Annotated in this window: 24 protein-coding genes; 10 read left to right on the top strand and 14 right to left on the bottom strand. The window is 69.1% G+C overall.

What is annotated here, in order from left to right:
* Positions 1-2: 2 nt before the first annotated feature.
* Both NOW55_RS09615 and NOW55_RS09610 read right to left on the bottom strand, forming a co-directional pair.
* Complete coding sequence (locus NOW55_RS09615; RefSeq protein ID WP_256399882.1) at positions 3-1685, bottom strand: acyl-CoA mutase large subunit family protein; 1683 nt, start codon at positions 1683-1685, stop codon at positions 3-5.
* A 69-nt stretch (positions 1686-1754) separates the two neighbouring features.
* Positions 1755-2045: a DUF7967 family protein gene (locus NOW55_RS09610; protein WP_256399881.1), complete on the bottom strand. Its 291-nt coding sequence runs from the start codon at positions 2043-2045 to the stop codon at positions 1755-1757.
* 91 nt (positions 2046-2136) lie between these two features.
* On the opposite strand from NOW55_RS09610, the gene NOW55_RS09605 reads away from it, so the two are divergent.
* The 3 genes from NOW55_RS09605 to NOW55_RS09595 all read left to right on the top strand — a co-directional run bounded on the left by NOW55_RS09605 (position 2137) and on the right by NOW55_RS09595 (position 3497).
* On the top strand, positions 2137-2427 hold the full coding sequence (locus tag NOW55_RS09605) for a DUF8142 family protein (protein ID WP_256399880.1): 291 nt from the start codon (positions 2137-2139) through the stop codon (positions 2425-2427).
* Between the two features lie 145 nt (positions 2428-2572).
* The gene (locus NOW55_RS09600) at positions 2573-2980 is read left to right on the top strand and encodes a zinc ribbon domain-containing protein (RefSeq protein WP_256399879.1); all 408 of its coding nucleotides are present in this window, start codon (positions 2573-2575) and stop codon (positions 2978-2980) included.
* A gap of 4 nt (positions 2981-2984) precedes the next feature.
* The gene (locus NOW55_RS09595) at positions 2985-3497 is read left to right on the top strand and encodes a hypothetical protein (RefSeq protein ID WP_256399878.1); all 513 of its coding nucleotides are present in this window, start codon (positions 2985-2987) and stop codon (positions 3495-3497) included.
* 33 nt (positions 3498-3530) lie between these two features.
* Here NOW55_RS09595 and NOW55_RS09590 read toward each other — a convergent pair whose 3' ends face one another.
* From NOW55_RS09590 to NOW55_RS09580, 3 genes are all read right to left on the bottom strand, one after another.
* The gene (locus NOW55_RS09590; protein WP_256399877.1) at positions 3531-4148 is read right to left on the bottom strand and encodes a GNAT family N-acetyltransferase; all 618 of its coding nucleotides are present in this window, start codon (positions 4146-4148) and stop codon (positions 3531-3533) included.
* Positions 4149-4224: 76 nt separating this feature from the next.
* Positions 4225-4545 carry a DUF7521 family protein gene (locus NOW55_RS09585; RefSeq protein ID WP_256399876.1) on the bottom strand — a complete coding sequence of 107 codons (321 nt, stop codon included), beginning with the start codon at positions 4543-4545 and terminating at the stop codon, positions 4225-4227.
* A complete protein-coding gene (locus NOW55_RS09580; RefSeq protein ID WP_256399875.1) occupies positions 4545-4886 on the bottom strand; it encodes an ArsR/SmtB family transcription factor in 342 nt (113 codons plus the stop codon). Before NOW55_RS09580 ends, NOW55_RS09585 begins: the two co-directional genes overlap by 1 nt.
* Positions 4887-5010: 124 nt before the next feature.
* On the opposite strand from NOW55_RS09580, the gene NOW55_RS09575 reads away from it, so the two are divergent.
* The 4 genes from NOW55_RS09575 to folP all read left to right on the top strand — a co-directional run bounded on the left by NOW55_RS09575 (position 5011) and on the right by folP (position 11433).
* The gene (locus NOW55_RS09575; RefSeq protein ID WP_256399874.1) at positions 5011-5442 is read left to right on the top strand and encodes a hypothetical protein; all 432 of its coding nucleotides are present in this window, start codon (positions 5011-5013) and stop codon (positions 5440-5442) included.
* 95 nt (positions 5443-5537) lie between these two features.
* Positions 5538-6404 carry a hypothetical protein gene (locus tag NOW55_RS09570; RefSeq protein ID WP_256399873.1) on the top strand — a complete coding sequence of 289 codons (867 nt, stop codon included), beginning with the start codon at positions 5538-5540 and terminating at the stop codon, positions 6402-6404.
* Between the two features lie 251 nt (positions 6405-6655).
* Positions 6656-8692, top strand: a complete 2037-nt coding sequence (locus NOW55_RS09565; RefSeq protein ID WP_256399872.1) for a right-handed parallel beta-helix repeat-containing protein — start codon at positions 6656-6658, stop codon at positions 8690-8692.
* A gap of 266 nt (positions 8693-8958) precedes the next feature.
* Positions 8959-11433, top strand: a complete 2475-nt coding sequence (gene folP / locus NOW55_RS09560; protein WP_256399871.1) for a dihydropteroate synthase — start codon at positions 8959-8961, stop codon at positions 11431-11433.
* 4 nt (positions 11434-11437) lie between these two features.
* On the opposite strand, the gene NOW55_RS09555 is transcribed toward folP, so the two are convergent.
* The 3 genes from NOW55_RS09555 to NOW55_RS09545 all read right to left on the bottom strand — a co-directional run bounded on the left by NOW55_RS09555 (position 11438) and on the right by NOW55_RS09545 (position 14781).
* Positions 11438-12670 (bottom strand): MFS transporter, encoded by a 1233-nt coding sequence (locus NOW55_RS09555; protein ID WP_256399870.1) that lies wholly within the window; start codon positions 12668-12670, stop codon positions 11438-11440.
* Between the two features lie 66 nt (positions 12671-12736).
* Complete coding sequence (locus NOW55_RS09550; RefSeq protein WP_256399869.1) at positions 12737-13639, bottom strand: DUF7351 domain-containing protein; 903 nt, start codon at positions 13637-13639, stop codon at positions 12737-12739.
* A gap of 71 nt (positions 13640-13710) precedes the next feature.
* Positions 13711-14781, bottom strand: coding sequence for a glycosyltransferase (locus NOW55_RS09545; protein ID WP_256399868.1), 1071 nt, complete (start codon positions 14779-14781; stop codon positions 13711-13713).
* Positions 14782-15070: 289 nt separating this feature from the next.
* On the opposite strand from NOW55_RS09545, the gene NOW55_RS09540 reads away from it, so the two are divergent.
* Together NOW55_RS09540 and NOW55_RS09535 are read left to right on the top strand one after the other, a co-directional pair.
* The gene (locus tag NOW55_RS09540) at positions 15071-17074 is read left to right on the top strand and encodes an AMP-binding protein (protein ID WP_256399867.1); all 2004 of its coding nucleotides are present in this window, start codon (positions 15071-15073) and stop codon (positions 17072-17074) included.
* 58 nt (positions 17075-17132) lie between these two features.
* The gene (locus tag NOW55_RS09535) at positions 17133-17846 is read left to right on the top strand and encodes a CPBP family intramembrane glutamic endopeptidase (protein WP_256399866.1); all 714 of its coding nucleotides are present in this window, start codon (positions 17133-17135) and stop codon (positions 17844-17846) included.
* 3 nt (positions 17847-17849) lie between these two features.
* On the opposite strand, the gene NOW55_RS09530 is transcribed toward NOW55_RS09535, so the two are convergent.
* From NOW55_RS09530 to NOW55_RS20765, 5 genes are all read right to left on the bottom strand, one after another.
* Positions 17850-18290 carry a GerW family sporulation protein gene (locus NOW55_RS09530; protein WP_256399865.1) on the bottom strand — a complete coding sequence of 147 codons (441 nt, stop codon included), beginning with the start codon at positions 18288-18290 and terminating at the stop codon, positions 17850-17852.
* 56 nt (positions 18291-18346) lie between these two features.
* Positions 18347-19057 (bottom strand): acyl-CoA synthetase family protein, encoded by a 711-nt coding sequence (locus tag NOW55_RS09525; RefSeq protein ID WP_256399864.1) that lies wholly within the window; start codon positions 19055-19057, stop codon positions 18347-18349.
* A 191-nt stretch (positions 19058-19248) separates the two neighbouring features.
* A complete protein-coding gene (dnaJ, locus tag NOW55_RS09520) occupies positions 19249-20424 on the bottom strand; it encodes a molecular chaperone DnaJ (RefSeq protein WP_256399863.1) in 1176 nt (391 codons plus the stop codon).
* 102 nt (positions 20425-20526) lie between these two features.
* Positions 20527-22419, bottom strand: a complete 1893-nt coding sequence (dnaK, locus tag NOW55_RS09515; protein ID WP_256399862.1) for a molecular chaperone DnaK — start codon at positions 22417-22419, stop codon at positions 20527-20529.
* Positions 22420-22568: 149 nt separating this feature from the next.
* On the bottom strand, positions 22569-23600 hold the full coding sequence (locus tag NOW55_RS20765) for a nucleotide exchange factor GrpE (RefSeq protein WP_368407748.1): 1032 nt from the start codon (positions 23598-23600) through the stop codon (positions 22569-22571).
* Positions 23601-23723: 123 nt separating this feature from the next.
* Here NOW55_RS20765 and NOW55_RS09505 point away from each other — a divergent pair, with 123 nt between their 5' ends.
* Positions 23724-25088 (top strand): DEAD/DEAH box helicase, encoded by a 1365-nt coding sequence (locus tag NOW55_RS09505; protein WP_256399861.1) that lies wholly within the window; start codon positions 23724-23726, stop codon positions 25086-25088.
* Here NOW55_RS09505 and NOW55_RS09500 read toward each other — a convergent pair.
* The gene (locus NOW55_RS09500; RefSeq protein WP_256399860.1) at positions 25039-25509 is read right to left on the bottom strand and encodes a hypothetical protein; all 471 of its coding nucleotides are present in this window, start codon (positions 25507-25509) and stop codon (positions 25039-25041) included. The genes NOW55_RS09505 and NOW55_RS09500 overlap by 50 nt on opposite strands.
* Positions 25510-25527: the final 18 nt, after the last annotated feature.

Here is a 25527-nt window from a genome sequence, read left to right as displayed (position 1 = left end):
CCTCAGAGCGCGCTGCCGGGGTGGTACTCCCCGAACTCGTCGCGCAGCACGTCGCAGACCTCGCCGACCGTCGCGTACGCCTTCACGCAGTCGACGATGTACGGCATGAGGTTGTCGTCGCCCTGGGCGGCCCCGCGCAGCGCATCGAGCGTCGCCTCGACGGCCTCGTCGTCGCGGTCGTCCTTCACGGAGGCGAGCCGCTCCTGCTGGCGGCGCTCGTCCTCCTCGGTCACCTCCTCTAGGTCCATCTCGGGCTCCTCGTCGACCTGATACTCGTTGACGCCGACGATGACGCGCTCGCCCTCCTCGATCTCCTCCTGCCGGTCGTAGGCGGTGTCCTGTATCTGGCGCTGCACCCACTGGCTCTCGACGGCTTCGAGCATCCCTCCCTTCTCGTCGATGCGGCCGATGAGCTCGCGTGCCTCCTCTTCCAGCTCGTCGGTCAGGTTCTCGACGTAGTAGCTGCCGGCGAGCGGGTCGACGGTGTCCGCCGCGCCGGACTCGTGGGCGAGGATCTGCTGGGTGCGCAGCGCGGTCCGCACCGACTCCTCGGTCGGGAGCGCGAGCGCCTCGTCCTTCCCGTTGGTGTGCAGGCTCTGCGTGCCACCGAGGACGGCGGCGAGCGCCTGGTACGCGACGCGGACGATGTTGTTCTCGATCTGCTGGGCGGTGAGGGTGGAGCCGGCGGTCTGAGTGTGGAACTTCAACTGTTTGGACTTCGGGTTCTCCGGGTCGAAGCGCTCCTCCATCAGCTTCGCCCAGAGCCGGCGGGCGGCGCGGAACTTCGCGACCTCCTCCAGGATGTTGTTGTAGGAGGCGAAGAAAAAGGAGAGCTGGGGCGCGAACTCGTCGACATCCAGCCCGGCGTCGAGCGCCGTCTCGACGTATTCGATGCCGTCGGCGAGGGTGAACGCGATCTCCTGTGCGGCGGTGGAGCCGGCCTCGCGGATGTGGTAGCCCGAGATGGAGATGGTGTTGAACTTCGGCGTCTCGTCGGCGCAGAACTCGAAGATGTCCGTGATGATGCGCATCGACGGCTCGGGCGGGTAGATGTACGTGTTCCGGGCGATGTACTCCTTCAGCACGTCGTTCTGGATGGTGCCCCGGAGCTCCTCGCGGTCGACGCCCTGGCGGTCGCCGACGGCGATGTACATCGCGAGCAGGACCGACGCGGGTGCGTTGATGGTCATCGACGTGGAGACCTCGTCGAGCGGGATGCCGTCGAACACCGTCTCCATGTCGGCGAGCGTGTCGATGGCGACGCCCGACTTGCCGACCTCGCCGGCGGCCATCGCGGCGTCGGAGCTGTAGCCCATCTGTGTCGGGAGGTCGAACGCCATCGAGAGCCCGGTCTGTCCCTCGTCGAGCAGGTAGTTGAACCGCTCGTTGGTCTCCTCGGGCGTTCCCATCCCGGCGTACTGGCGCATCGTCCACAGTCGGCCCCGGTAGCCCGTGGAGTAGACGCCGCGGGTGTACGGCTCCTGCCCGGGGTAGCCGAGGTCGTCCTCGTAGTCGAGGTCACCCACGTCGTCCGGCGTGTACAGCCGGTCGACCTCGTGGCCCCCCGTGTCTGTCGTGAACGTCTCCTTGCGTTCGCCGAACCGGTCGACGACCGGTTCGACCTCGTCCGCCTCCCACTCCTCCTTGGCGGAGCGGATGGCGTCGAGGTCGTCTTCGTCGAACATTACTCGAAGCCACGACGGCCTCCGCATTAACCTTTGACGAACCGACGGAAACGGTCGAACGATTCCCGCTCACACGGCGTCGTCCGGTTCGTGCGCCGCCTGCATCCGCGACGCCTCCGTCGCGAACCACTCGCGCTCCTCGTCGTCCTCGACCCGGCCGAGGTTCGAGACGGACACGTCGAGCGCCGCGAGCGTCTCACGCTGGTCGCCGGTGAAGCTCGTCAATGCGCGCTCCTTCCGGTGATACCACTCGCCGTCAGGCGTCGCGTAGGTGAGGATGACGATGTTCAGCTCGTCGTCCGAGTAGGTGCGCTCGACGAGCCACACGCGACGGGTCTCGGCCTCGCTCTCTGCGTCCATACCCGTACTACGGGCTCGGCCGTCGAGATTCTGTCGTCCCTCCGAGGGTGGTACCGCGGCACTTTTGCTCGTCCGGACCCGACCGTCGGCCATGGACGGCACCGACGACCGCGCGACGCCCGACTCGACGGTCGACCCGGCCGGCGCACCCATCCCCGATGAGGACGACGAGGTGTCGCGCAAGCAGGCCGCGCTGTTCATCGCGCCGTTCCTCGCGCTCGGCCTCGCGGACGTGGTGCTCCTGCTCGGGTGGGGGCTCGACCCGCTCTGGGGCTTCATGATCCTCCCGCCCATCCTCTTCATCAGCTTCCTCGGCTGGATCGCGTTCAAGTACGGCTTCGTCGGGGACCGGACCGACGACGAGTTCGCCGGCACCGAGTGATGGCAGTCGACCCCGGTACCCGCCCGACGCTCGACTGACGAGAATCCGCCGTCACACCCCTGTCCGTCGGTCGCAACCCAGCACTCGAAACCGGTGGAAAACGGGCACAAGCGCTTTGTTCCATCCGCCTGTCACTCAGTCTGTAATGTCAACAAGGGACGATGGTGAGGTCCGAAGCGGTGTCGGCCCGGACGAGGTGTTCTGCACCAGCTGTGGCGTCGTCATCAAGGAACACGCCGAGATCTGTCCGGAGTGCGGGGTCCGCCAGATCGAGCCGGCACCCGAACGACGCAGCCCTCGCGGGTCGGGCCTGCCGGACGCCCGGACGTACGAGCTGCGGAAGGTCGCCCGGAAGGACAAGGGAATCGTCGCCCTCATGGGCTTTTTCCTCTCGCCGGTCGGCTACCTGATGGTCGGGAAGACGGGGCTGGCCATCATCAACTTCCTGACGTTCAACTACCTCCTGTTCGGCGTCATCATCGTCCCGATACACACCTCGAGCATCATCGGGAACGCCCGGAGCGAACTCCGCCGCCACGGGGAAACCTGGTGAGTCGATGGCCGAGAAGAGACAGAAGGCAGTCGACGAGATGTTCTGTCGCAACTGCGGCGACCGCATCAAGAAGGCGGCCGAGATCTGCCCGGACTGCGGCGTGAAGAACGAGAAACCGACCGCACCGCCGCCGGGACGGTCGTCCCGCTCTCCGGCGGAAGGGACCGGGTCCGGTGGGGCATCGTCCCCGCACCAGACGCCGCCCCGCCAGTACGAGAGCTCCGTCTCCGAGAACTGGTGGTACGCCGTCGCGGGCGGCACCGGCCTGTGGGTGGTCGTCTTCGTCATCGCCGGTGCGGCACCGGACGCGCTGGGGGCGCTGGGTGGGTTCCTCACGTTGCTCGCCTGGTTCGGACTCCCTCTCGCCGCCTACTTCGATATGCAGTACGTTTGCGCGAACAGCGACTGGCGACCGAGCACCGCTCTCTGGGTGGTCCTGCTGGCGGTCTGGCTGGTGAACATCGTCGTCGGTGCGGCCTACCTCTACCAGCGACACGACAAGCTGGGCACCCCCTGAGACGGAGGGGGCCTCGCAGGGCGGAACGACGCCCTATCGCCCCGTATCGTACTTGTACGTCGCCTTCTCCGGGTCGATGCCGAAGTCCTCCGGCGTCTCCTCCGGCTCCGGCGACTCCTCCTCTCCGGCCTCCTTGAACCGCTCGCGGAACCGGGTCGGCATGGTGAGCTCCGTCACCCGGAGGCGCATCGGCCGGGCGTCAGGCGTCGTCGACTCGCGCTTCTCGGTCAGGCGCTCCTGCAGCACGGGCGGCAGGTCGTCGACGTCGATGGCCTCGAAGCCGAACTGCGCGAGGTAGCCGCCCTCGTCGGTGAGCGCGTACACCTGTTCGAAGCCGGCGTCGCCCGCGTACTCGACCAGCCGCTCGATGATGTGCGCGCCGACGCCCTGGCCCTGCCACCCCTCGAGCACGCCGATGCTCGTCAGCTCGCAGACGTCGTCCTCGTCGGGGTCTCGCCGCCCGCTCTGTGTGCGCTCTCCGTCGCCCGCGGTGTGGACACGGATGCGTCCGAAGCCGGCCTTCGAGCCGGCCTCCTCGTCGATGGCCACGACGTAATCGCGCGACCGGAACGCCGTACCGTCCAGTCCCATGGCCTCGATGTGGTCCAGCAACCACACTTCCTCCCTGTTTTTCGCGTCCCGGACGTACATGATGCAGGATAGCAGGCCGAACACAATATGAGTTGTCCCAATCCCGTCTGTCGGTCGTGCCGTCCCGTCGTCCGGTTCAGCCGCTGCGGGGGGTCCACAGGCCGTAGAGGATGGCCGTCATCCCCACGAGCTCGCTCACCTGACCGACGCTGTTGACGATCTCGATGGGGACGTCCAGCAGGAAGTAGAGGAGTACCGTCACGACCGCGGGGATGCCGATGATGAGGACGAACCCCGCCGCGACGAACAGCATCGCACGGCTCTGGTTCCGCCGATAGCCGCGGTAGGCAATGTAGCTGATCGCCAGTCCGAGCACGATGGTGACTATCTCGCTGAGCTGGCGGGCGAGACTGAGCGTTTCCAGGTCGAACGACTGGAGTGGGAGTTCGAGCATCATCACATGTCCTCTACGAGCTGCGTGAACCGGTCGGCCATCCGTTGGCGGCGCGAGACGGTGACCTCGAACCCGTCCTCGGTGAGGTCGAACTCGACGCCGTCGAGCTGTGCGCGGTAGACGCTGAAGTTCTTCCCATCGGTGACCACCTGCACCTCCTCGGTCACGAGGTCGGCCGCACGGAGCCGTTCGAGCCGCCGGTACACCGTCGGCTCGGACACCCCGATCCGCTCGCTGAGCACGGCCGCCGAGCACGCCTGCTCCTTCGTCTCGACGAGGATCTGTCGGGCACAGTCGTCGGCGAGCAGGTCCGTGAGGGCGGCGACGTCTGGCGAGTCGGACACGGCAAATCTGACATCTCCACAGCACACAATAACTGTTCGGCCATCCTCCACGTTTCGGCTGGCTTCAGCCCCTGAAGCCAGCCGGCCGGGACGATACCCGTCGCCCGCATCTGTCGGGACATAGATGGCACGCTCGAAGCCACCTCTCCCGACGCGGATCGCACGAGTACTCCTCGGCAGCGTCGCCGTGCTGGTGACCGCGCCCACGGGTATCGGAGCCGCCCTCGGCGGCTGGCTCGCCGGCCGCGGCACGACCGACCCCCTGCGCGGTGCGGTCGCCGGCGGTATCGCCGGTCTCCTCGGCTCGCTGCCGTGGGCCGCCCTGGTCTACCTCGCCAGCGCCGGTGCGTTCGCGCCAGTCGGCTACCACGAGAACGGCGTCCACGTCGGCATCAACACCGCCGCACCGGAACTCCTCACGTTCTGGCAGGAGGTCGCCATCGCCAGTCTCGTCGCAGGGACGTTCGTCGGGTTCGCGGTCCTCGGCGGCCTCGTCGCCGGGCTCTCCACCACGATTCTGGGCGAGCTGCGGGCCGACCTGTCGAATGCGGTCTGACACCAGCAGTCCACCCTCCGCACGCCCCCACCCCTGCTGATGCCGGCCGCCCCCACGACGGAAAGCCCTTCACGCGTCGCCACGCAGTCCGAGACATGGGACTGTTCGACCGCGTCCGGGGCCTCTTCGGCGGCGACGACCCCGAGCCACAGCCGGCGACCGGCCACGACGATGCCGAGGTCGCACCGGAGCCGGCGTCCGACCCCGAGGGCCGCGCCCGTGGCGGCGTCAACGAGGCCACAGAGGACGAGAAGAGCGGCAGCCACGGCAGCCACTGGGACACCGTGACGACGGGGCAGATGGACGTCATCAGCACGATCCGCGGCGCGGTCGAGTCCGGGATGCCGACCGAGTGGCGCACCGGCGACGGCGAGCCGGTCGTCGGCTACCGTGCCGGTGCCGGCCCCGTCTCCACGCTGGTCGTCACCAGCACCGGCGGCGAGCTGTGGACCGCCTACCCCGTCGCCGAGGGTCTCACTCACGAGCTCACCGTCCAGTCGGTCGTCCCGTGGGCCAACGGCGCCGAAGCCCAGCTGACCGGCACCCTCGGCGACGCCACCGTCTCGCTGTTCGCCACCAACTTCGTCACCATCGACGAACCCATCGAGGGCCCCCGCCAGGTCGAGCTCGCCGCGCTCTGCTACGACCTCAACCCGGCCGACGACGAGACGCTCACCGTCGACGACGAACACGAGTTCTCCACCGCTGGCATGGCCGGCTTCGTCCCGTTCGACGGCGGCGACGTCGACGACTACGTGTTCCAGACCCGCATCGAGTCGGTGCGCGAGTGCGAGTTCGGCGACGTGACCCTCTACCGCTGCCGTGTGCCCCTCTTTCGCGACGCCCACGGGACCGACTACGAGATCTCGCTCTACGCCGCCGAGCACGTCTGCGACGGCTACGTGCCCGAACCCGGCGACGACGTCGAAGGCGTGTTCTGGCTCCAGGGCTGGCTGTCGTGACCCGGTCTCCGTGGCGTCCAAAGTATGGGCAGCCCGACTGGTCGGTGGTCGACTACGTAATGCGTCAGGTAGGGAGCCACAGATAGCGACTGCCAGAAACCACAGCAAGCTACGCCATCAGGGCTAGCTAAACCCGGGAACCGTCGGTTTCTGTCGAACGCGAGTTCCCGGCCTCCGTCCCGGCTGCGAACGAAGTGAGGGAACAGACCACTGGGCAGAACATTTTTACTGAGTGACCTAACATATGGCGTATGTTAAAACGGCGCGAGCTTCTGGCGGTCGCAACGGTGGCAGCCGTCGCCGGCTGTACCGAACAGTCGGACGACGGTGGGACACCCACGCGTACCCGAACTGAACCGACGTCGGAGCGAACGTCTGAGGAGGGTCGGGACGACGCGGACGACCACGAGTTCTACAGGACGACCCGCGACATCGAGGCCCAGGAGGTGGCGATGGCCGTCTCCGGTGCACAGATCCTCGACCCACCGGTCGAGGACCCGTCGTACACGCCGATGACGGCAGACGACAAGGTGGCCGTCGGCGGGGACGTGTTCGTCGAGGACGGCACGGTTGCAGCGCCCGGTTCGCTCTCGCTGGACGGGGGCGTCTTCTTCTTCCCCGGCGACAGCTTCGACGAACGCGAACTCTCGGCGCTCGACGACGCACTCCCCGACGACGCCCGGTTCCCGGGCGACGCACTCTTCCCCGGAGACGCGCTGGTCGACGAGGACATCGAGGCCGTGGAGGGTCGATACGTCGCAAACGCAGTGCGCGAAGGCGTTCCCGAGGGAGAGATCGTGACGTTCCTGGAGAACAGCGGAACGCTGTTCCCCGGGGATGCACTGGACACCGGGAGCGAGGCCGACGCGGCCGTGCTCCAGCGGGCCGCCGTGTACGCCGCCGGTGATTCGTACTTCCCCGGCGACGCTCTGTTTCCCGGCGACGCACTGTTCCCCGGTGATACACTGTTCCCCGGTGACACCTGGTTCCCTGGCGACACGCTGTTCCCTGGTGATACACTGTTCCCTGGCGACGCGCTGTTCCCCGGCGACACGCTGTTCAGGGCGGACATGGCGTACGCACAGGGGAACTCGATGCTCATGCGACGGCGCGACGACCTGGACGAGGACAGCCTCGCACTCCTCGACTCCGGCGGCGTCCTGCTCCCGGCGGGTGGCTGGGAGCCCGCACCCGACGCGGACGGGACGGCCACGCCCGACGAACCGGTGGAGACGGCGGAGCTCTCCGGCTACCTGGGCGAGGACCGCACGCTCACGGCGGACACGCGCTGGGTGGTCACCGGGGCGGTCGAAGTCGCCGCCACCCTCACCGTCGAGCCGGGAACGACGGTCGAGTTCGGGGAAGGGACCGGATTCGAGGTGTGGGAGGACGGCGTCCTCGTCGCCGACGGGAACGCCGACGAACCGGTCACGTTCACGGGCACGACGGCGGAGCCGGGCTGGTGGGACGGGATCCACCTCTCCGACTCGGATGCGGAGGAGAACGTCCTGAACCACTGCGTGGTCGAGTACGGCGGGGGCGGCGACCGCTCGGGGACCGTCGAGGTCGGCACGCGGCTGCGCACCGCGAGCATCGAACTCACCAACTGCACACTCCGTCACGGCGCAGCGTACGGGCTGTACGTCCATTCGGACGGGCAGACGCCCACGTCTGCGGGCAACGTCTACACGGACAACGCGGCGGGACCCGTGGCGACGACCGCCGACAACGTCCACTCGCTGGACCCGGAGTCCTCGTTCACCGGCAACGGCGAGGACGCCGTGGTCGTTCGGGGGGAGCCGATATACACGGAGTCACGGACGTTCCCGTCGCTGGGCGTCCCGTATCACATCTCCGACGTGGTGGAAGTCGTCGAGGCCCGACTCGACATCGAAGCGGGGGCCAGACTGCGGTTCGAGGAGTCCGGTGGTCTCGTCGTGAACGAGCGCGGCATCCTCGTCGCCGAGGGCACCGAGTCGGACCCCATCGTGTTCACGGGCACGGAGTCGACGCCGGGCTGGTGGAACGGCGTCCACGTACGCGATTCCGACTCGGCCGACAACCTGCTTGCCCGTGTCGTCGTCGAGTACGGCGGGGGCGGCGACCACCCGGGGACCGTCGAAGTCGGCACGCGGTTGCGCACCGCGCAACTGACGTTGCGGAACAGCGAGCTGCTGGACGGTGGCAACTGGGGCCTCTTCGTCCACGCGGACGGCACCGTCAACAGAGACGCCTGCGAGGTCAACGAGTTCCGCGGCAACGCGGCCGGGGATTGCCAGATCGAGTGACGCGCTGGTTCGAGACGCCGCGAGCGCCCCGACCCGAGAGTTTACACATATTGTAAACTCCTTGCCGGTCGGTGCGGGTCCGTCCGGCTGGTGACGACATCGTCGACATCCCCGAGAGAGTCGCGGGTTTCTGGCTGACGTCGATTCGAGAACGTTCCACGGCTAGCTGGACCGTCTCGCTGTTCGCGCCACCGACGACACAGCTCCCGACCGAGGCCGAATTCGGACTCCGACACGCTAAAGCGCTCGCCGGAAGATGCTCGCGTATGCAGTATCACGAGGCCGCGAGCCTGCTGTTCGACCTCCGGCGCTACGGCGCGCGGCCGGGCACGGAGTCGACGGCGGACCTCCTCGCGACCGTCGGCGACCCCCACGAGGACCTGGCCTGCGTGCAGGTCGCGGGGTCGAACGGAAAGGGCAGCACGACCCGGATGGTGGAGTCGGTCCTGCGGGAGGCCGGACTGTCGGTGGGGCTGTACACGTCGCCGCACTTCGAGGACGTGCGCGAGCGGGTTCGGGTCGACGGACGGAAGGTGCCCCGCTCGGCCATGTGCGAGTTCGTCGCGACCATCCAGCCGCACGTGGTCGACCGGGCGGCCGACGGTGAGTCGCCGACGTTCTTCGAGGCCATGACGGCGCTGGCGCTGTGGCAGTTCGACCGCGAGGACGTCGACGTGGCCGTGCTGGAGGTCGGCATCGGCGGCAGGCTCGACGCGACGAGCGTGGTGGACCCCATCGCGAGCGCGGTGACGAACGTCTCGCTGGAGCACACCCAGCTGCTCGGCGAGACGGTCGAGGAGATCGCGACGGACAAGGCCCACGTCGCGCCCGCGGACCGCCCCCTCGTCACGGGTGCGACGGGCGACGCGCTGGCGGCGGTCCGCGAGCAGGCGGGGGCGGTTCTCACCGTCGGCGACGACGACGCGGCCGTGCGGACGAGCTACGGCGGCCGGGAGAACCACGTCGAGGCGGCGGTGTCGGTCTCGGGCGCGGACGCGGACGGGACCGACTGGCGGGTCGACACGCGCGTGCCGACGCTGGGCGCACATCAGGCGACGAACGCGGGTATCGCCTGCGCACTGGCCCGGCAGGCCGGCGACGAGCTGGGCGCGGCCGTGACCGAGGACGTTCTCGGCCGCGGGCTCCGGAACGCGCACTGGCCGGGGCGGTTCGAGGTGCTCGACGACGCGCCGCTGACGGTGTTGGACGGCGCGCACAACCCGGCGGCCTGCGAGCGCGCCGGCGAGACCCTGGCGGAGTTCGACTACGACGCGCTGCACATAGTCTTCGGTGCGATGCACGACAAGCCCCACCGCGAGATGGCCGCTGGACTGCCGGCCGCGGACGCGGTATACACCTGCGAGCCGGACCTCCAGCGCGCCGAGGACGACGCGGTGCTCGCCCGGGTGTTCGAGGATGCAGGCGTCGACACCCCGCAGCCCTGCGGTGCAGTCGATTCGGCGCTCGACCGGGCGCTCGACGCCGCCGACCCGGACGACTGCGTGCTCGTGACGGGCTCCCTCTTCACCGTCGCGGAGGCCCGCACGCGCTGGACCCGGGTGCAGGTCCCCACCAGAGTTCGGGACGTCGACGACGCGACCGACGTGCTCGCCGACGCGGCGGTCACCGACGACGAGATTGTGGAACTGCGCGCAGACGGCGTCCACCGCGTGCTCCGGACGCGACTCCAGGGCCGGCAGGCGACGAAGATCCGCGACTCGCTGCTGACCCACGGCGGCGAATGCGCCGTCTCCGGACTGGAGACCGAGGGCGAGCGCCTCGACGTGGTTCTCATGGGCACGCTGGCCGAGTTCGAGGCACTCGCGGACGACATCGCGGACGGCCCCGACGGGCTGGCGCAGTTCGCCCGGGAGCTCCGCGAGACGCTGGAGCTCGACGGCGACGACGAGGTCGCCGACGACTACCCATGGACCGACGGCGCGGCCGTCATGGGCATCCTGAACGTCACGCCGGACTCCTTCCACGACGGCGGCGAGTACGACGCCGTCGACGACGCACTCGAACGGACGCGGGAGATGGTCGACGCCGGCGTCGACATCGTCGACATCGGCGGCGAGTCGACCCGGCCAGGGGCCGACCCCGTCTCGACGGCACAGGAGCGCGACCGGGTCGTCCCCGTCATCGATGCCGTCCGCGACGCCGGTATCGACGTTCCCATCTCGGTCGATACGCGCCGGGCCGAGGTCGCCCGCGCCGCGCTCGACGCCGGCGCGGACATCTGCAACGACGTGTCCGGGCTGGGCGACCCCGAGATGCGCTTCGTCGCCGCCGAGTACGACGCGCCGCTGGTCGTGATGCACAGCATCGACACGCCGGTCGACCCCGGGAACGACATCGCGTACGACGACGTGGTGGCCGACGTGCTCGACCAGCTCCGCGAACGGGTGCTTCTGGCGGAGAAGGCGGGGCTCGACCGCGAGCAGATCGTCGTCGACCCCGGCCTCGGCTTCGGGAAGACCGCCGCCGAGTCGTTCGAGCTGCTCGACCGAATCGACGAGTTCGACGCGCTCGGCTGTCCCATCCTCGTCGGGCACTCCCACAAGTCGATGTTCGGGGCCATCGGTCGCGCAGACGGCGAGCGGCTCCCGGCGACGGTCGCCGGGACGGCCATCGCCGCCGACCGCGGCGCGGACGTGATTCGGGTCCACGACGTGCACGAGAACGTCGACGCCGTCCGCGTCGCCGAGGGAGTTCGGGACCCCGAGACGCTGGACGAATAAGCAGTCAGTCTGCCGGCGCAGCCGTCTCCCGTTCCTCGAAGACGACCGGGGTAGAGAGCGCGGCGAGCACCGTCGTCACGAGCAACAGCGCGCCGAGGGCGGCGACGGCCACCTCGGGCGCGAGACGGTCCGCGAGGACGCCACCGCCGAGCCCGACCGGGACCTGCACGAGCGAGACGACCATCGACACCGCCGACAGCACGGTCGCGCGGCCGACCGATTCCAGCTGCTCGTTGAGGTAGCTGCGCTTGACGGGGCCGAGCACCGAGACGACGCCCCGGTGGACGAACATCATGGGGACGACGAGCAGCGGCTCGACGAGGACGGCACACATCGCCAGTGCGTCGACGAGGAAGGAGCAGAGGACGGTCCGACGGGTGCCGAGCCACGCCTCGACGCCGGCCGCACGGTCGCTCAAGAGCGCGCCGAACCCGGTGAAGGAGGCGTAGACCACGCCGAGTACCGCGGTCTCGGGGAGGGGGCTGCCGGCGACGGTGACCCCGGCGAGCAGCGGCGACATCGCGTCGACCGTGATGGGCTGGACGTACGAGCGCGCGGAGACGCCGACGGCGACCGCCAGCGAGGAGAGCGCGATGAAGCCCCGGAGCTCCCGCGAGAGCAGGTGCTCGCGGACGACGGTCAGTGCCTCGCGGACGCCGAGGTGGTCGGACCCGTCGCCCTCGCCGGTCGCGGGGAGGGTCGTCGCGACCAGCGCGCCGGTGCTCCCCATCACCGTGGAGGCGACGAACGGGAGGTCCGGGTTCAGGGCGTACAGCAGGCCGCCGGCGACCATCGTCACGGCGAGGACGGCCAGCCGGATGGCCTGCCCGCGCCCCTCGACCCTGGTGTAGCGGGCGGTCGCGTCGTGGGCGTCGAGCGCGTCGTAGAGCCACGCCGTCACCGCGCCGGACTGGAGGGTCTCCGCGAGCCCGAGCAGGCAGAAGGCGGCGACGACGGTGGGCGGCGAGCGTGCGAACAGCAGCGTCAGCGGGTAGGTGCCGAAGAGCACCTGGGCGACGACGATGGTGTTGCGCCGGCCGAGCCGGTCGGAGACGTACCCCGTCGGCACCTCGCCGACGACGGTCAGGACCGCGGCGGCGGCACCAGCGAGCGCCAGCGTCGCGTAGGAGACGTCGTGGCTGACGAGGTAGAGGATCGACACCGGCCACATGAAGCCGGGGGTCGATACGGCGCGGAGGGCGTAGTACTTCAGGACGGTCGTGCGAGCGGCAGCCATCGCCGCTTGGCCCCGAACGCCGTGGCGACCAAGAAGGTTCTGCGAACCGCGCTTCGGTAATCTCGCTTACAGGAGTTCGGTCTCGACGACCCGTGCCTCGCCGTCGAGGCGGGCCCGCAGCGTGTCGCCCTCGCAGGGCACCTCGACGTACAGGTCCCACGGGTCCGTGTACCACGTGAGGTGATCGTCGACGACGGCCCACGGGAGCTCCCACTTCGGGATGGTGTGGAGGTCGTGCCCGCGCTCGGCGAAGAAGGCGATGACCTCGTGGTGGTACCGGAGCGTCTCACCGACGGCGGTGTAGTGAAAACCGGTGCAGGAACGACAGTGATGCTCCACGTACACCTCAAGGTCCTTCCCGTCGTCCGACGCCGGGAGGTCGCCGTCGCGCTCCTGGACCGTGGTGTCGACGTGTCCGCCGCACCACGGGCAGACACCGCGGACGAGGGATGCGGTCTCCATGCGGTTCCACTGGTCGGCCGCGACGAGCAGCTCCGCCTGCGAGCGCGCCCCGGCACCCCGTGGCGGCACGTACGTCCGGGCGTACTCCGCGCGGCAGTCCCAGCACTTGACGGTGAACAGTGGCTCCAGTGGCTGTCTCCAGCCGATGCCGTACTCCGCGACGAGTTCGTTCCCGCACTGGTGACAGTCCTGGTCGATGTCGAACGCGTCGACCCGGAGGCCCGTTGTGAACCCGCCGCCGACGAGGTGCTGGAACGCGAGCATCCCCCGCGAGGAGAGCACGTACCCCCGGTCGGTCTTCCGGACGAACGGCCCCGTGAGCTCGCCGAGGTGGTAGTTGAACTGCCCCGAGTCCGAGACGGAGACGCGGGCCAGCAGCTCCGAGTACGCGAGGAAGCCGAGTCCGTCGCTCTCGACGGTCGCCTCGCCGAGCGCGCGGACGATCTCGACGCGCACCCCGTTCGCGAGCAGCGAGAGCGCGCGGTCCTCGTCGAAGCCGTCGGTCATCGAGCCACCTCCGTCATCGACTCACCGCCGTCATCGCCCCAACTTGCCCGCGGGGGGCCCTCAATCTTCGGTCAGAACAGCCCCACCGACTCCATCTCCTCGCGGTAGCACGCCAGGTAGCGCTCCAGGATCTGCCGGTCGTCGAACTCCGCGAACCGGTCGTCCACGGTGTACCGCTCCATGCCCGCGGCCTCGCTGATGGCGGCGGCGAGCTCCTGCTCGCTCGTGGTGCGGAAGCCGCGGTCGAACTCGGCGTCCCGTCGGACGAGCAGCTCGTGGGCCGACGAGTCGGCGTGGTACTCCACGATGCCGATGCAGCCACAGGCGAGCGCCCACAGCAGCTCGGTGGCGAACAGGCACTCGCGGGCGGTCTGGGCGAACACGTGCGCGCCGCGGTACACCGCGACCTGCTGCTCGCGGTCGCACTCGCCGAGCCACGTGATGCGGTCGTCGATGCGCAGGTCCCGTGCCTGCTGCTCGTACGCGGCCCGCTCCGGCCCGTCGCCGATGACCACCGCCGACCAGTCCACCTGCCGGAGTTCCGCGAGCGCCAGGAGGAGCGATTCGAGGTTCGCCCCCTCGTCCAGCCGCCGGGCGTACACCACGTCGGCGACCCGTCGGGGCTCGACGGACTGCAGCAGGTCGAAGTCGATACTGTTCGGAATGACCTCGACCCCGTCGTCCGCCGCGCCGTGCTCCCAGACGTGCGTACGGACCATCTCCGACGGCGTGACCACCCGGTCGGACTTCCTCAGCGCCTTCCGGTGCGCCCGCCCGTACTCCTCGCAATCGCCGTACCAGTCGGTTATCAGCGGCGCTCTCGCGACCCGCGCCGCCTTCTTCGCCGCCGACACCTGCTTCGCCGGCCGGCCGGCCGCGTGGACGACCTCCGCGCCGAACTTCCGGACCGCCATCGGCAGTGCGTAGCGGAACTTCCGCTCCGACTCGATGTCGTCCACCAGTCCGCGGTAGGTGACGTCCTCGTGTTCCCACTCCGGGATGTCGCCGGTCCACCACTTCGCACAGAACACGCAGACGTCGTGGCCGCGAGCCGCGAGGTCCTCCGCGATTCCCTTCAGCCGTCGGTTCGCCTCGCTGTCGACGTGGAGTGCCGTCTCCAGCGCGACGAACGCGACACGCATCGTCTATGCCAAGTAGGCAGTCGGTTCCATAATAAATACCCCGGCTCTCGCGCGATGGGTGAGTGTGTCTGGTATGAGGATTCTGTGACCAGGAGCGTTGAGTCGATTCCAGGCAGAGAGGGGCCCAGAACCGCGGGCCTCTCTGGCTGTTCGCGGTTCCAGAGCGTCCCACGACTGAGGAGCTCTCAAACCCGAATCCGGGGCGAACACCGGACGCACGCGGACGCAGAAACCGCACGAACGTTGAGGGCAATTTCTATGACCCACCCACGGAAACACACAGGACGACATGGAATCCCTGGAAGACGTATCCGAGGTGGCGTTCGAACCGTCCCAGGAGTTCGTCGAGTCGACGAACGTCTGGGAGTTCATGCAGGAGTACGACATCGCGGACTACGACGAGCTCATCGAGCGGACGACTACCGAGGACGACGGCTTCGACCAGTCGGGCGTCGACTGGTTCTGGGACGAACTCGTCGACTACCTCGGCATCGAGTTCTACGAGGAGTACGACACGGTCCGGGACGACAGCGACGGGCCGCAGTTCACCGACTGGTACCCCGGCGGGGAACTCAACCTCGCGCACAACGTGGTGGACCGCCACGCCGCTGCCGACAGCGAGACACGCAACAAGGTCGCGACCATCTGGGAGGGCGAGGACGGCGAGGTGCGGGAGGTCACCTACCACGAGCTGCACCGCCAGTCCAACCAGGTGGCGAACTACCTGGAGTCGGTCGGCATCGAGACGGGCGACACCGTGGGGCTGTACATGCCGATGGTGCCCGAGGTCGTCTCCATCCTCTACGGCTGCTTCAAGGTGGGCGCGATCGCGGTGCCCATCTTCTCGGGCTTCGGCGTCGACGCGACGGCGACGCGCATCTCGGACTCGGAGTGCTCGGTCCTGTTCACCGGCGACGGCTTCTACCGCCGCGGCGGCGAGGTCCGGCTGAAGGGCGCGGCCGACGACGCCATCGACGAGGCGGGCCACGTCGAGCACACCGTCGTCTACGAGCGCCTCGGCCTCGTCAGCAGCGAGGAGGAGTCCATCGAGTGGAAGCGCCGCGACGACACCTGGGAGGAAGCCATCGAGAGCCAGTCCGACGACTACGACTCGAAGTCCCTCGACTCCAGCCAGGAGTCGATGCTGCTGTACTCCTCGGGGACGACGGGGAAGCCGAAGGGCATCGTCCACACCCACGCCGGCGTCCAGCTCCAGTGCGCGAAGGAGCTCTACTTCGGCTTCGACCTCAAGCCCTCGGACCGCTTCTTCTGGGTGAGCGACATCGGCTGGATGATGGGGCCGTGGACGCTCATCGGCAACCACACGTTCGGCAACACCATCTTCATGTACGAGGGCGCGCCGGACCACCCCGAGCCCGACCGCTTCTGGGAGATGATCGACCGCCACGGACTCACCCAGTTCGGCATCTCGCCGACGGCCATCCGCGCGCTGCGCAAGCACGGCGACGAGTGGGTGGAGAAGCACGACCTCTCCAGCCTGCGCATCCTCGGCTCCACCGGCGAGCCGTGGGACCCCGAGTCCTGGCAGTGGTTCCTGGAGACGGTCGGCGGCGGCGAGGCACCCATCATCAACATCTCCGGCGGCACGGAGATCTGTGGCTGCTTCCTCATGCCGATGCCCATCAACTCGCTCAAGCCCTGCACGCTCGGCGGCCCCGGCCTCGGGATGGACATCGACATCGTCGACTCCACCGGCGAGTCCATCAGGGACACCCACGAGCGCGGCTTCCTCGTCGCGCGCGACTCCTGTCCCTCGATGACGAAGAGCCTCTGGTCGGGCGACGAGCGCTACCTCGACGAGTACTGGTCCTCCTGGGACGACCTCTGGGACCACGGCGACTGGGCCCAGATGGACGAGGACGGCTTCTGGTTCCTCCACGGCCGCGCGGACGACGCGCTCAACGTGGCCGGCCGGAAGGTCGGCCCCGCCGAGGTCGAGGGCGCGCTGATGGACCACGACGCGGTGAACCAGGCCGCCGCCGTCGGTGCCCCCGACGACACCACCGGTACCGCCGTCGTCACCTACGTCATCCTCGAGGACGGCTACGAGGAGACCGACGAACTCCGCGACGAACTCCGCGCACAGGTCGGCGAGGAGCTCGGCAAGCCGTTCCGCCCGCGCGAGATCCTGTTCGTCGACGAGTTCCCGAAGACCCAGTCCGGGAAGATCATCCGCCGCGCCATCGAGGCGACCTACCAGGGCGAGGAGCTCGGCGACATGAGCAGCATCGAGAACCCCGAGGCGCTGGAGCGGCTGGCGGACGCGCGGTAACGCCGGCTCCCCGCTTGCCGACGCAGTCGTTTTGACACGCCGTCCCGTATCACGAGCCGTGACCGACACACACGCCAGAACCGGCCCGGTCCGGACCGCCATCGCGGCGGCCGGCCTCACCGTGCTCGCCATCGTCGTCTCGACGCTCGTCGGCGTCGTCTTCCTCGTCCCGTCGCTCGCGCTCGGGCTCGACATCGAGACCACGCTCGGACTGCTCCTGCTGACGGCCGCCGGGCAGGTCGGTTTCCTCCTGTTCGGACTCGCGTACGCACGACGACGCGGACTCTCGATTCCGGTCCGCGCCCCGACCGGCCGTCAGGTCGGCTACGCGCTGGCTGGCACCCTCGTCGCCCTCGTCGTCGCGGTCGGGCTGTCCGTGCTGCTCGCCGCCTTCGACCTCGTGCCGGGCTCGGTCATCGAGGAGAGCGGGACCATCGACCCGGACTTCTTCCTCGGTGTCGCGATCCTCTCGGTCCTCATCGTCGCGCCCGCCGAGGAGTACCTGTTCCGCGGCGTCGTGCAGGGTCGGCTCCGCGAGACGTTCGGGCCCGTCGGCTCGGTGCTTGGCTCCAGCCTGCTGTTCGGCTCGGTCCACCTCTCGAACTACACCGGCTCCGTCGAGCAGGTCGTCGCCGGCGTACTGCTCATCGCCGGCACCGGGGCCATCCTCGGCGCGCTGTACGAGTGGACCGACAACCTCACCGTCCCCATCGTCACCCACGCGCTCTACAACGTCGTCCTCGCCGGGACGGCCTACGTGACTGCCGTGTAGCCCTCAGTCGCCACCGCGTCGGCGACGCCCGAGCAGGTAGCCGAGGACGACGCCGAGGCCGAGGCCGAGCCCGAGCGCGAGCTTGCGGCGGTCGTCGAACCGGACGAACCGCGTGCCGTCGTCGGTCACCTCGACCACGCCGACCGGTCGGGCCGCGACGCCAGCGCCGCCACCGCTGCCGCCGCTCTCGTGCGCTCCCTCACCGTCGTCCTCCTCGGCTTCGCCGGCGTCGGTGCCACTCCCCGCGCCGAGGCCGTAGGCGACCTTCGCGACCGGGATGACAGTCCGGCCGTGCGCCTCGACGGGCTCGCCGTACACCGCGCGCACGGCGGCCGACTCGGTCACGCGGTCGAGCAACCCCGTGATGATGTCGCCCGCCGACGCCAACGTCGCGTCCGGGTGATCCTCGGTCGATGCCTCGTGCTCGATGGCGCGTTCGCTCATACCAGAAGAGACGTCACTCTCGCGGATAAGCTCACGTCCAAGCTGTCGGGCGTCCGTCACCCCGACTCCCGATCGAAGAACCCCGCCGACACGTCGACGCTCCCGCCGCCCTCGACCGCGACGTGCTCCTCGTCGCCACCGTCGAGTCGGATGGACGCTCCCGCGACCAGCGGCGCGAGGATGCCCGCCGCGATGACCGGCGGCGAGGAGACCGTCCCACCGACCGCCACCGTGTCGTCGGCAGCCAGCCCCAGCTCCTCGACGGCCCACGTCGCCCCGGCGAGCAGGTCCGCGTGTGTGTACTGCCGGTCGCCGTCGTCGAGAATCGGGTCCGACGGCGCGGCGGGCTCGGGCGGCATCGTCGGGTTCTCGCTCCAGACCCCACCCTCCCAGTAGTCGTGCGCCGGGCTCTCCGGGTCCGCGCCGTAGCCGACCGTCGCGGTTCCCGGCGCGATGTCGTACTCCGCGAGCCGGTCGGTCGGCGCGACGAACGCCCGCGCCTCGACCGCTCTGGGCGGGGAGAATCGCGTCACCGCTCCCAGCAGCGACGCCCCGAGGAAGGTGAGCACCGGCTGGGCGCGCGCCGACGGGACGATCGCGACGGTCGCTCCCGTCCGCACGCCGCGCTTGTGCAGGAGGTTGCCCGTCTTCCACGCCGTCGTCAGGAAGCGCCGGTAGTCGTAGCGCTGCGTCGTCGGCCCCTCCGCGTAGAGCGCGGGCGCGTCGCCCCGTCGCTCCCGTGCCAGCACGTCGGCGAGCGTCTGCATACCCCGACGTTGGGCGCAGGCCGGGAAAAGTGCGTGGAGTCTCCGGTGCCGGAGACGTTGCTCTCGGGTGACTGAAATGGGCGAAGGTCTCGGCGATCTCTGGCTGTTCGAGTCACCGGACGTTCCTGCGAAGGCCGAGACTCGTCGGTCACGAACTCGCTCACCAGCGGAACCAGATCACGAACAGTCGTTCAGAAGAAGCTCTCGATCTTCTCGAAGAACCCCTTCTTGACCTCGATGTCCTCGCCGCCCGCCTCGGCGAACGCCTCCAGCGCCTCGCGCTGCTCCTCGTTCAGGTCCGACGGCGTCACCACGTGAGCCTGGACGAACAGGTCACCGTTGCCGCGCCGACGGAGGTGGGGCATCCCCTTGCCGCGCAGGCGGAAGGTCTCGCCGCTCTGGGTGCCCTCGGGGATCTCGAGTTCGACGCGGCCCCCCAGCGTCTCGATCTCGACGGTGTCGCCGAAGACGGCCTGCGGGAAGGAGATGGGCAGCCGGTGGTAGAGGTCGTCGCCCTCGCGCTCGAAGGAGTCGTGGTCGGCGACGCTGACCTCGATGATGAGGTCGCCACGGGGTGCGCCGGGGTCGCCGACCGCACCCTCACCGCCCATGCGGATGGTCTGGCCGTTCTGCACGCCGGGGGGGATCTCGACGCTCAGGGAGGCCTCCTCGGCGACGACGCCGTCGCCGCCGCAGTCCGCGCACTGCTCGTCGTACAGCTCGCCGTCGCCCTCGCAGCGGGGGCAGGTCTGGGTCTGCTGGACGCGCCCCAGCGGGGTCTGCTGGACGCGTGTCACCCGACCCTGGCCGTTGCAGTCGGGGCAGGTCTCGACGTCGGCGTCGGGCGGGTGGCCCTCCCCCTCGCACGTGTCACAGTGTGCGGGTCGGGAGATGGTCACCTGCTTCTCGACGCCCTCGTACACCTCCTCGAGGTCGAGTGTGATCTGCGTGCGGAGGTCGCGGCCGGGCTGTGGGCCACGGTCGCGTGAGCGCTGGCCGCCCTGGCCGCCGCCGAAGAACTGCTCGAAGATGTCGTTGATGCCACCCATGCCACCCTGGCCGCCGAATGGGTCCCCACCGCGACCGCCGCCGAAGCCGCCAGCGCCGCCGCCCGCGCCCTGGTCGAAGCCGCCGCGCTTCTCGGCCTGCTCGAAGCGCTCGTGGCCGAGGCGGTCGTACGCCTGGCGCTTCTGGTCGTCGGTGAGGACCTCCTTCGCCTTCTTCACCTGCTTGAACTTCTCCTCGGCGTCCTCCGCGTCGGACACGTCCGGATGGTACTCGGCGGCCTTCTTCCGGTAGGCCTGCTTGATCTCGTCCTCGGACGCGTCCCTGCCGACACCGAGAACGTCGTAGAAGTCCTCACTCATTGGTTATCACACTGTAGCGGATTGGAACACTTGAAAAGAACGGGTTCGGCTGGCGAGCGTATCCCGCTCGACGACGGGGCTGCCGTCGCCGGATTCGACTACTTACTCCTCGTCGTCCTCGGCCGCATCGGCGTCGTCCTCGACGTCCTCGAAGTCGGCGTCGACGAACTCCTCGTCGTCCTCGGCCGCGTCGCCGCCGGGGGCTGCGCCGCCGGCCGCGCCGCCACCCATGCCACCGTTCGGGGCCGCCGCACCCTCGTACATCTGCTTGCCGATCTCCTGCAGCTCCTTCGAGAGCGACTCCGCGGCGGCCTCGATCTCGTCCTTGCTCGCATCGTCGTCCGAGATGACCGCCTCGACCTCGTCCATCTCGGCCTCGATGGTCTCGCGCAGGTCGTCGTCGACGGCCTCCTCGTTCTCCTCGAGCAGCGTCTCGGCGCGCTGGAGCGTCGCCTCGGCGTTGTTCTTCGCCTCGATGCGCTCGCGGCGCTGGCGGTCCTCCTCGGCGTGCTCCTCGGCCTCGGCCTGCATCTGGTCGATCTCGGCGTCCGAGAGACCGGCACCACCCTCGATGGTGATGTCCTCGCGGTTGCCCGACCCCTTGTCCTCGGCGGAGACGTTCACGATGCCGTTCTCGTCGATGCTGAACGTGACCTCGATCTGCGGCGTTCCGGCCGGTGCCGGCGGGATACCGGTCAGGTGGAACTCGCCGAGCAGCTCGTTGTCCTCGGCCATCTCGCGTTCACCCTGGAACACGCGGACCTGCACGGACGTCTGGCTGTCCGCGGCCGTGGTGAAGATCTTCGACTCCTCGGTCGGGATGGTGGTGTTCTTCTCGATGAGACGCTCGAACAGGCCACCCTTGACCTCGATACCGAGCGACAGCGGCGTCACGTCGAGCAGGACGATGTCGTCGACCTCGCCGCCGAGCACGCCGCCCTGGATGGCAGCGCCCAGCGCGACGGCCTCGTCCGGGTTGACGTTCTTCTTGGGCTCCTGGCCGATGAGCTCGGAGACCTTCTCCTTGACCTGGGGCATCCGGGTGGAGCCCCCGACGAGCAGCACCTCGTCGATGTCGTCCTTGTCGTAGCTCGCGTCCGCCAGTGCCTGCTCGGTCGGCTCGACCGTGCGGTCGATGAGGTCGCTCGTGAGGTTCTCGAACTTCGCCCGCGTCACCGACTTCTCCAGGTGGATGGGACCGTCGTCGGTCGCCGTGATGAACGGGAGGTTGATCTCCGTCTCCTTTCGACTACTGAGCTCGATCTTCGCCTCCTCGGCGGCGTCCTTCAGGCGCTGGAGCGCCTGCCGGTCCTCGCGCAGGTCGATGCCGTGGTCGTTCTCGAACTCGTCGGCGAGCCAGTCGATGATGGCCTCGTCCCAGTCGTCGCCACCGAGGTCGTTGTCGCCGTTCGTGGCGACGACCTCGTAGACGCCGCCACCGAGGTCGAGGATGGAGACGTCGAACGTGCCGCCCCCGAGGTCGTAGACGAGGACGGTCTGGTCGGAGTCGTCGTCGAGCCCGTACGCCATCGCGGCGGCGGTCGGCTCGTTGATGATGCGCTCGACCTCGAAGCCGGCGATCTCGCCGGCGTCCTTCGTCGCCTGGCGCTGGCGGTCGCTGAAGTACGCCGGCACCGTGATGACTGCCTTCTCGACGTCCTCGCCGAGGTACTCCTCGGCGTCGCGCTTGATCTTCTGGAGGATCATCGCCGAGATCTCCTCCGGCGTGTAGTCCTCGCCGTCGATCTCGACGGTGTAGTCGTCCTCGCCCATGTGGCGCTTGATGGACGCGATGGTGCGCTCGGGGTTCTGGATGGCCTGGTTCTTCGCCGGTTTGCCGACGAGTCGCTCGCCGTCGTCCGTGAACGCGACGACGGAGGGCGTCGTCCGGTTCCCCTCGCTGTTGACGATGATCTCGGGGTCGCCACCTTCCATCACCGCGAACGCGGAGTTGGTCGTCCCAAGGTCGATTCCGATTATCTTGTTGCTCGCCATGTTACAGTCTACTAACTCGCTTGAGGTTTTAAAACTTGCTTTACTCGACTATCCAACGAATTAAAGCCGTTACTCGCCGACATGCCGCCCGCAGAGCTAATTTTCGCGTTCGTCGAGATTGGCTTTACGCTTGCGGCCGCTGACCGCCGTCAGTGTCGGTTGTCACCGGCGGTTGCTTCCTCACCCTCCGGTGCCTCGCCATCGCCCTCGCCCGACGGCACCTCGTCGTCCGCAGCGGCCGTCTCCGACGCCCCCGTCCCATCGTCATCGCCGTCGTCGTCGGTCTCGACCTCGCCGCCGAGGGCGACGGCCTCCTCGGGCTCGTGGTCGGCCCCGTTGCTCACCGTCACCTGCGCCGTCTGGATGACCTTGTCGGCCATCTCGTAACCCGGTCGGTAGACATCGACGATGTCGCCCTCCGGAAGCTCGCTGTCGACCCGTACCATCACCTCGTGGCGCTGCGGGTCGACGTCGTCGCCCTCCGCCGGGACGATCTCCTCGACGTTCTCCTCCTCCAGCACGCGGTCGAAGTCGCGCAGCGTCGCCTCGACACCCTCGCGGATGTCCGCGTCCTCGCCCTCCTGTTCGAGCGCACGGGTGAGGTTGTCCCGGACCGGCAGGAGTCGCTCGACGAGGTCCTCCGTCGCACGGTCGCGGATCTGGTCCTGCTTCTTCTTCGCCCGCTCCTTGTAGTTCTTGAAGTCCGCCTGCTTCCGCACGAGGCGCTGTTTCAGGTCCTCGCGCTCCTCCTCGAGCTCCGCGCGCTCGTCCTCCAGCTCGTCGACTCGGCGCCGGAGGTCGTCCGCGTCGTCCTTCAGTTCGAACGCGCGCTCGACGAGTGCGGCGACCTCGGCACCGAGCTCCTCATCGTACTGGCTCGCGCGCCCGACGAGGTCCTCGCCGACGGGGGAGCCGGCGGGCTCGGCGTCCACGTCCGCCGCTGCGGTGGCCGCGTCCTCGTCCGTCGCCGAGTCTTCCTCGGTGGCCGCCGCCTGCGAGGCCTCGGACGCGTCGGACGCTGGCGCGTCGGACTCAGCCGACGCCTCGGCGGTCTGCTCCTCGTCGACCACCGCGTCGTCGGTGGATTCCTCGGCCTCCTCCGGGGGCGACTCCGGTGGCTCGTCTGCGGCTGCCGACCCCTGCTCCGGGGTCGGCTGCTCCGTATCCTCGTCTTCGTCCATGTGCGAAACAAAACCCGTGGGTGAACAAAAGGGTTCAGGTACGCGGCGAGGGAGAACAGCCGAGGCCACCGTCCACCCACACACCCGGAACACGTAACCCGCCCGGGTGGCAATCACCGGCCCGTGACGGTCTCGCTCCGCTACGACGACGGCACGCTCCGCGCCGAGGGCGACGCCCTCGACGAGCTCCCCGGCGTCGAGTACGACGCCCGGAGCCACACCGGACGTGCGCCAGCGCACCGCTACGCCGCGATCCGCGACTGGCTCGACCGCAACGACCGCGCGGTCGACGACGACGTGCTCGCCCTCGACACGGTCCCCGACCTCCACTCCGACTACGAGCTGCGCAGCTACCAGCAGGACGCGCTCGACGCGTGGGCAGCAGGGGGTGGCGGCGACGAGCCACTCCCGAACCGCGGCTGCATCGAGCTCCCGACGGGCAGCGGGAAGACCGTCGTCGCAATCGGTGCCATCGAGCGCCTCCAGACCCCGACGCTCGTCGTCGTGCCGACGCTCGACCTCGTCCACCAGTGGCGCACCGAACTCGAACGCGAGTTCGACGCCCCGGTCGGCCAGTTCGGCGGTGGCGAACAGCGCGCGGAGGTGCTGACCGTCTCGACCTACGACTCGGCGTACCTCAAGGCCGAGGACATCGGCGATCGCTTCGGACTCGTCGTCTTCGACGAGGTCCACCACCTCGGCGGCGAGGGCTTCCGCGACATCGGCCGGCTCCTCGCCGCGCCCGCCCGGATGGGCCTCACCGCGACCTTCGAGCGCCCCGACGACGCCCACGAGATCATCGAGGAACTCGTCGGCCCGCTCGTCTACCGGCTCTCCGTCGACGACCTCGCCGGCGACCACCTCGCCCGCTACGACGTGAAGCAGCTCACCGTCGAGCTCACCCCGGACGAACGCGAGCGCTACGAGGAACACCAGTCCACCTTCACCGACTACCTCGCCCGCAGCAACATCCGGTTCACCAGCGGGAGCGACTACCAGGAGCTCATCAAGCGGTCCGGCACGGACCCCGAAGCCCGCGAGGCGCTACTGGCGAAACAGCGTGCCCGGCGCATCATGATGGGCAGCCAGGCGAAGGTCGACGCGCTCGCCGACATCCTCGACGACCACCGCGGCGACCGCGTCATCGTCTTCACCGCACACAACGCACTGGCGTACGACATCTCAGAACGGTTCCTGATACCGACCATCACGCATGAGACCGGGACGAGCGAGCGCCGCGAGGTACTCGAGAAGTTCCGCGACGGCACCTACTCGCGTGTCGTTACCTCGAACGTCCTCGACGAGGGTGTCGACGTGCCGGACGCGAACGTCGCCGTCATCCTCTCGGGCAGCGGGAGCGAGCGCGAGTTCACCCAGCGGCTCGGGCGCATCCTGCGACCGAAGACCGATGGCGGTCGCGCGCTGCTGTACGAGCTCGTCAGCGCCGAGACGGCCGAGGAGCGCGTCGCGAGCCGCCGCCGAGGCTAGTCGACGCGCCCGGGTCGCGCCACTCGAAGGAGATCGAACCGACACGCTCGAACGTGAACTCGTACCGGCCCGTCGCCCCAGCGGCGAGCCGCACCCGGCGCGCCCGTTCCAGCCGCTCTCCGTCCCGTGTCCAGACGGCAACGAGGGTCAGATCGACCATCGACTCCCGGTTGTTCGCGACGACCGCCGTCACGAGGAACTCGTCGTCGGTCTCGTCGGTCTCCAGCCCGACCGAGAGCCCCTCACCCGCCCGTCGGGTGGCCTCGGTAGTCGGGTCGCCGGAGCCGTCCGTCGTCGGCACCGGCGGCTCTGTCTGCGGCGGCTGCTGGTCGGCACCGGGCTGGTCGCCGGGCCGGCGGCTACAGCCGGCAAGCAGCACGGCCCCGGTGACGAGGCTCCGACAGAGGGCGCGGCGTCGCATCGACCGCGGCTTCGGTCG

It is taken from the genome of Haloarchaeobius litoreus, from assembly GCF_024495425.1.
Taxonomy (GTDB): domain Archaea; phylum Halobacteriota; class Halobacteria; order Halobacteriales; family Natrialbaceae; genus Haloarchaeobius; species Haloarchaeobius litoreus.
The sequence above is the reverse complement of the archived record's forward strand: the minus strand, read 5'-3'. Positions and strand labels throughout refer to the sequence as shown.

Excerpts from the sequence above, each read along its gene's own strand:
- NOW55_RS09615 (WP_256399882.1), bottom strand. The coding sequence starts at position 1,685 with ATGTTCGACGAAGACGACCTCGACGCCATCCGCTCCGCCAAGGAGGAG.
- NOW55_RS09610 (WP_256399881.1), bottom strand. The coding sequence starts at position 2,045 with ATGGACGCAGAGAGCGAGGCCGAGACCCGTCGCGTGTGGCTCGTCGAG.
- NOW55_RS09605 (WP_256399880.1), top strand. The coding sequence starts at position 2,137 with ATGGACGGCACCGACGACCGCGCGACGCCCGACTCGACGGTCGACCCG.
- NOW55_RS09600 (WP_256399879.1), top strand. The coding sequence starts at position 2,573 with ATGTCAACAAGGGACGATGGTGAGGTCCGAAGCGGTGTCGGCCCGGAC.
- NOW55_RS09595 (WP_256399878.1), top strand. The coding sequence starts at position 2,985 with ATGGCCGAGAAGAGACAGAAGGCAGTCGACGAGATGTTCTGTCGCAAC.
- NOW55_RS09590 (WP_256399877.1), bottom strand. The coding sequence starts at position 4,148 with ATGTACGTCCGGGACGCGAAAAACAGGGAGGAAGTGTGGTTGCTGGAC.
- NOW55_RS09585 (WP_256399876.1), bottom strand. The coding sequence starts at position 4,545 with ATGATGCTCGAACTCCCACTCCAGTCGTTCGACCTGGAAACGCTCAGT.
- NOW55_RS09575 (WP_256399874.1), top strand. The coding sequence starts at position 5,011 with ATGGCACGCTCGAAGCCACCTCTCCCGACGCGGATCGCACGAGTACTC.
- NOW55_RS09570 (WP_256399873.1), top strand. The coding sequence starts at position 5,538 with ATGGGACTGTTCGACCGCGTCCGGGGCCTCTTCGGCGGCGACGACCCC.
- NOW55_RS09565 (WP_256399872.1), top strand. The coding sequence starts at position 6,656 with ATGTTAAAACGGCGCGAGCTTCTGGCGGTCGCAACGGTGGCAGCCGTC.
- folP (WP_256399871.1), top strand. The coding sequence starts at position 8,959 with ATGCAGTATCACGAGGCCGCGAGCCTGCTGTTCGACCTCCGGCGCTAC.
- NOW55_RS09555 (WP_256399870.1), bottom strand. The coding sequence starts at position 12,670 with ATGGCTGCCGCTCGCACGACCGTCCTGAAGTACTACGCCCTCCGCGCC.
- NOW55_RS09550 (WP_256399869.1), bottom strand. The coding sequence starts at position 13,639 with ATGACCGACGGCTTCGACGAGGACCGCGCGCTCTCGCTGCTCGCGAAC.
- NOW55_RS09545 (WP_256399868.1), bottom strand. The coding sequence starts at position 14,781 with ATGCGTGTCGCGTTCGTCGCGCTGGAGACGGCACTCCACGTCGACAGC.
- NOW55_RS09540 (WP_256399867.1), top strand. The coding sequence starts at position 15,071 with ATGGAATCCCTGGAAGACGTATCCGAGGTGGCGTTCGAACCGTCCCAG.
- NOW55_RS09530 (WP_256399865.1), bottom strand. The coding sequence starts at position 18,290 with ATGAGCGAACGCGCCATCGAGCACGAGGCATCGACCGAGGATCACCCG.
- NOW55_RS09525 (WP_256399864.1), bottom strand. The coding sequence starts at position 19,057 with ATGCAGACGCTCGCCGACGTGCTGGCACGGGAGCGACGGGGCGACGCG.
- dnaJ (WP_256399863.1), bottom strand. The coding sequence starts at position 20,424 with ATGAGTGAGGACTTCTACGACGTTCTCGGTGTCGGCAGGGACGCGTCC.
- dnaK (WP_256399862.1), bottom strand. The coding sequence starts at position 22,419 with ATGGCGAGCAACAAGATAATCGGAATCGACCTTGGGACGACCAACTCC.
- NOW55_RS20765 (WP_368407748.1), bottom strand. The coding sequence starts at position 23,600 with ATGGACGAAGACGAGGATACGGAGCAGCCGACCCCGGAGCAGGGGTCG.
- NOW55_RS09500 (WP_256399860.1), bottom strand. The coding sequence starts at position 25,509 with ATGCGACGCCGCGCCCTCTGTCGGAGCCTCGTCACCGGGGCCGTGCTG.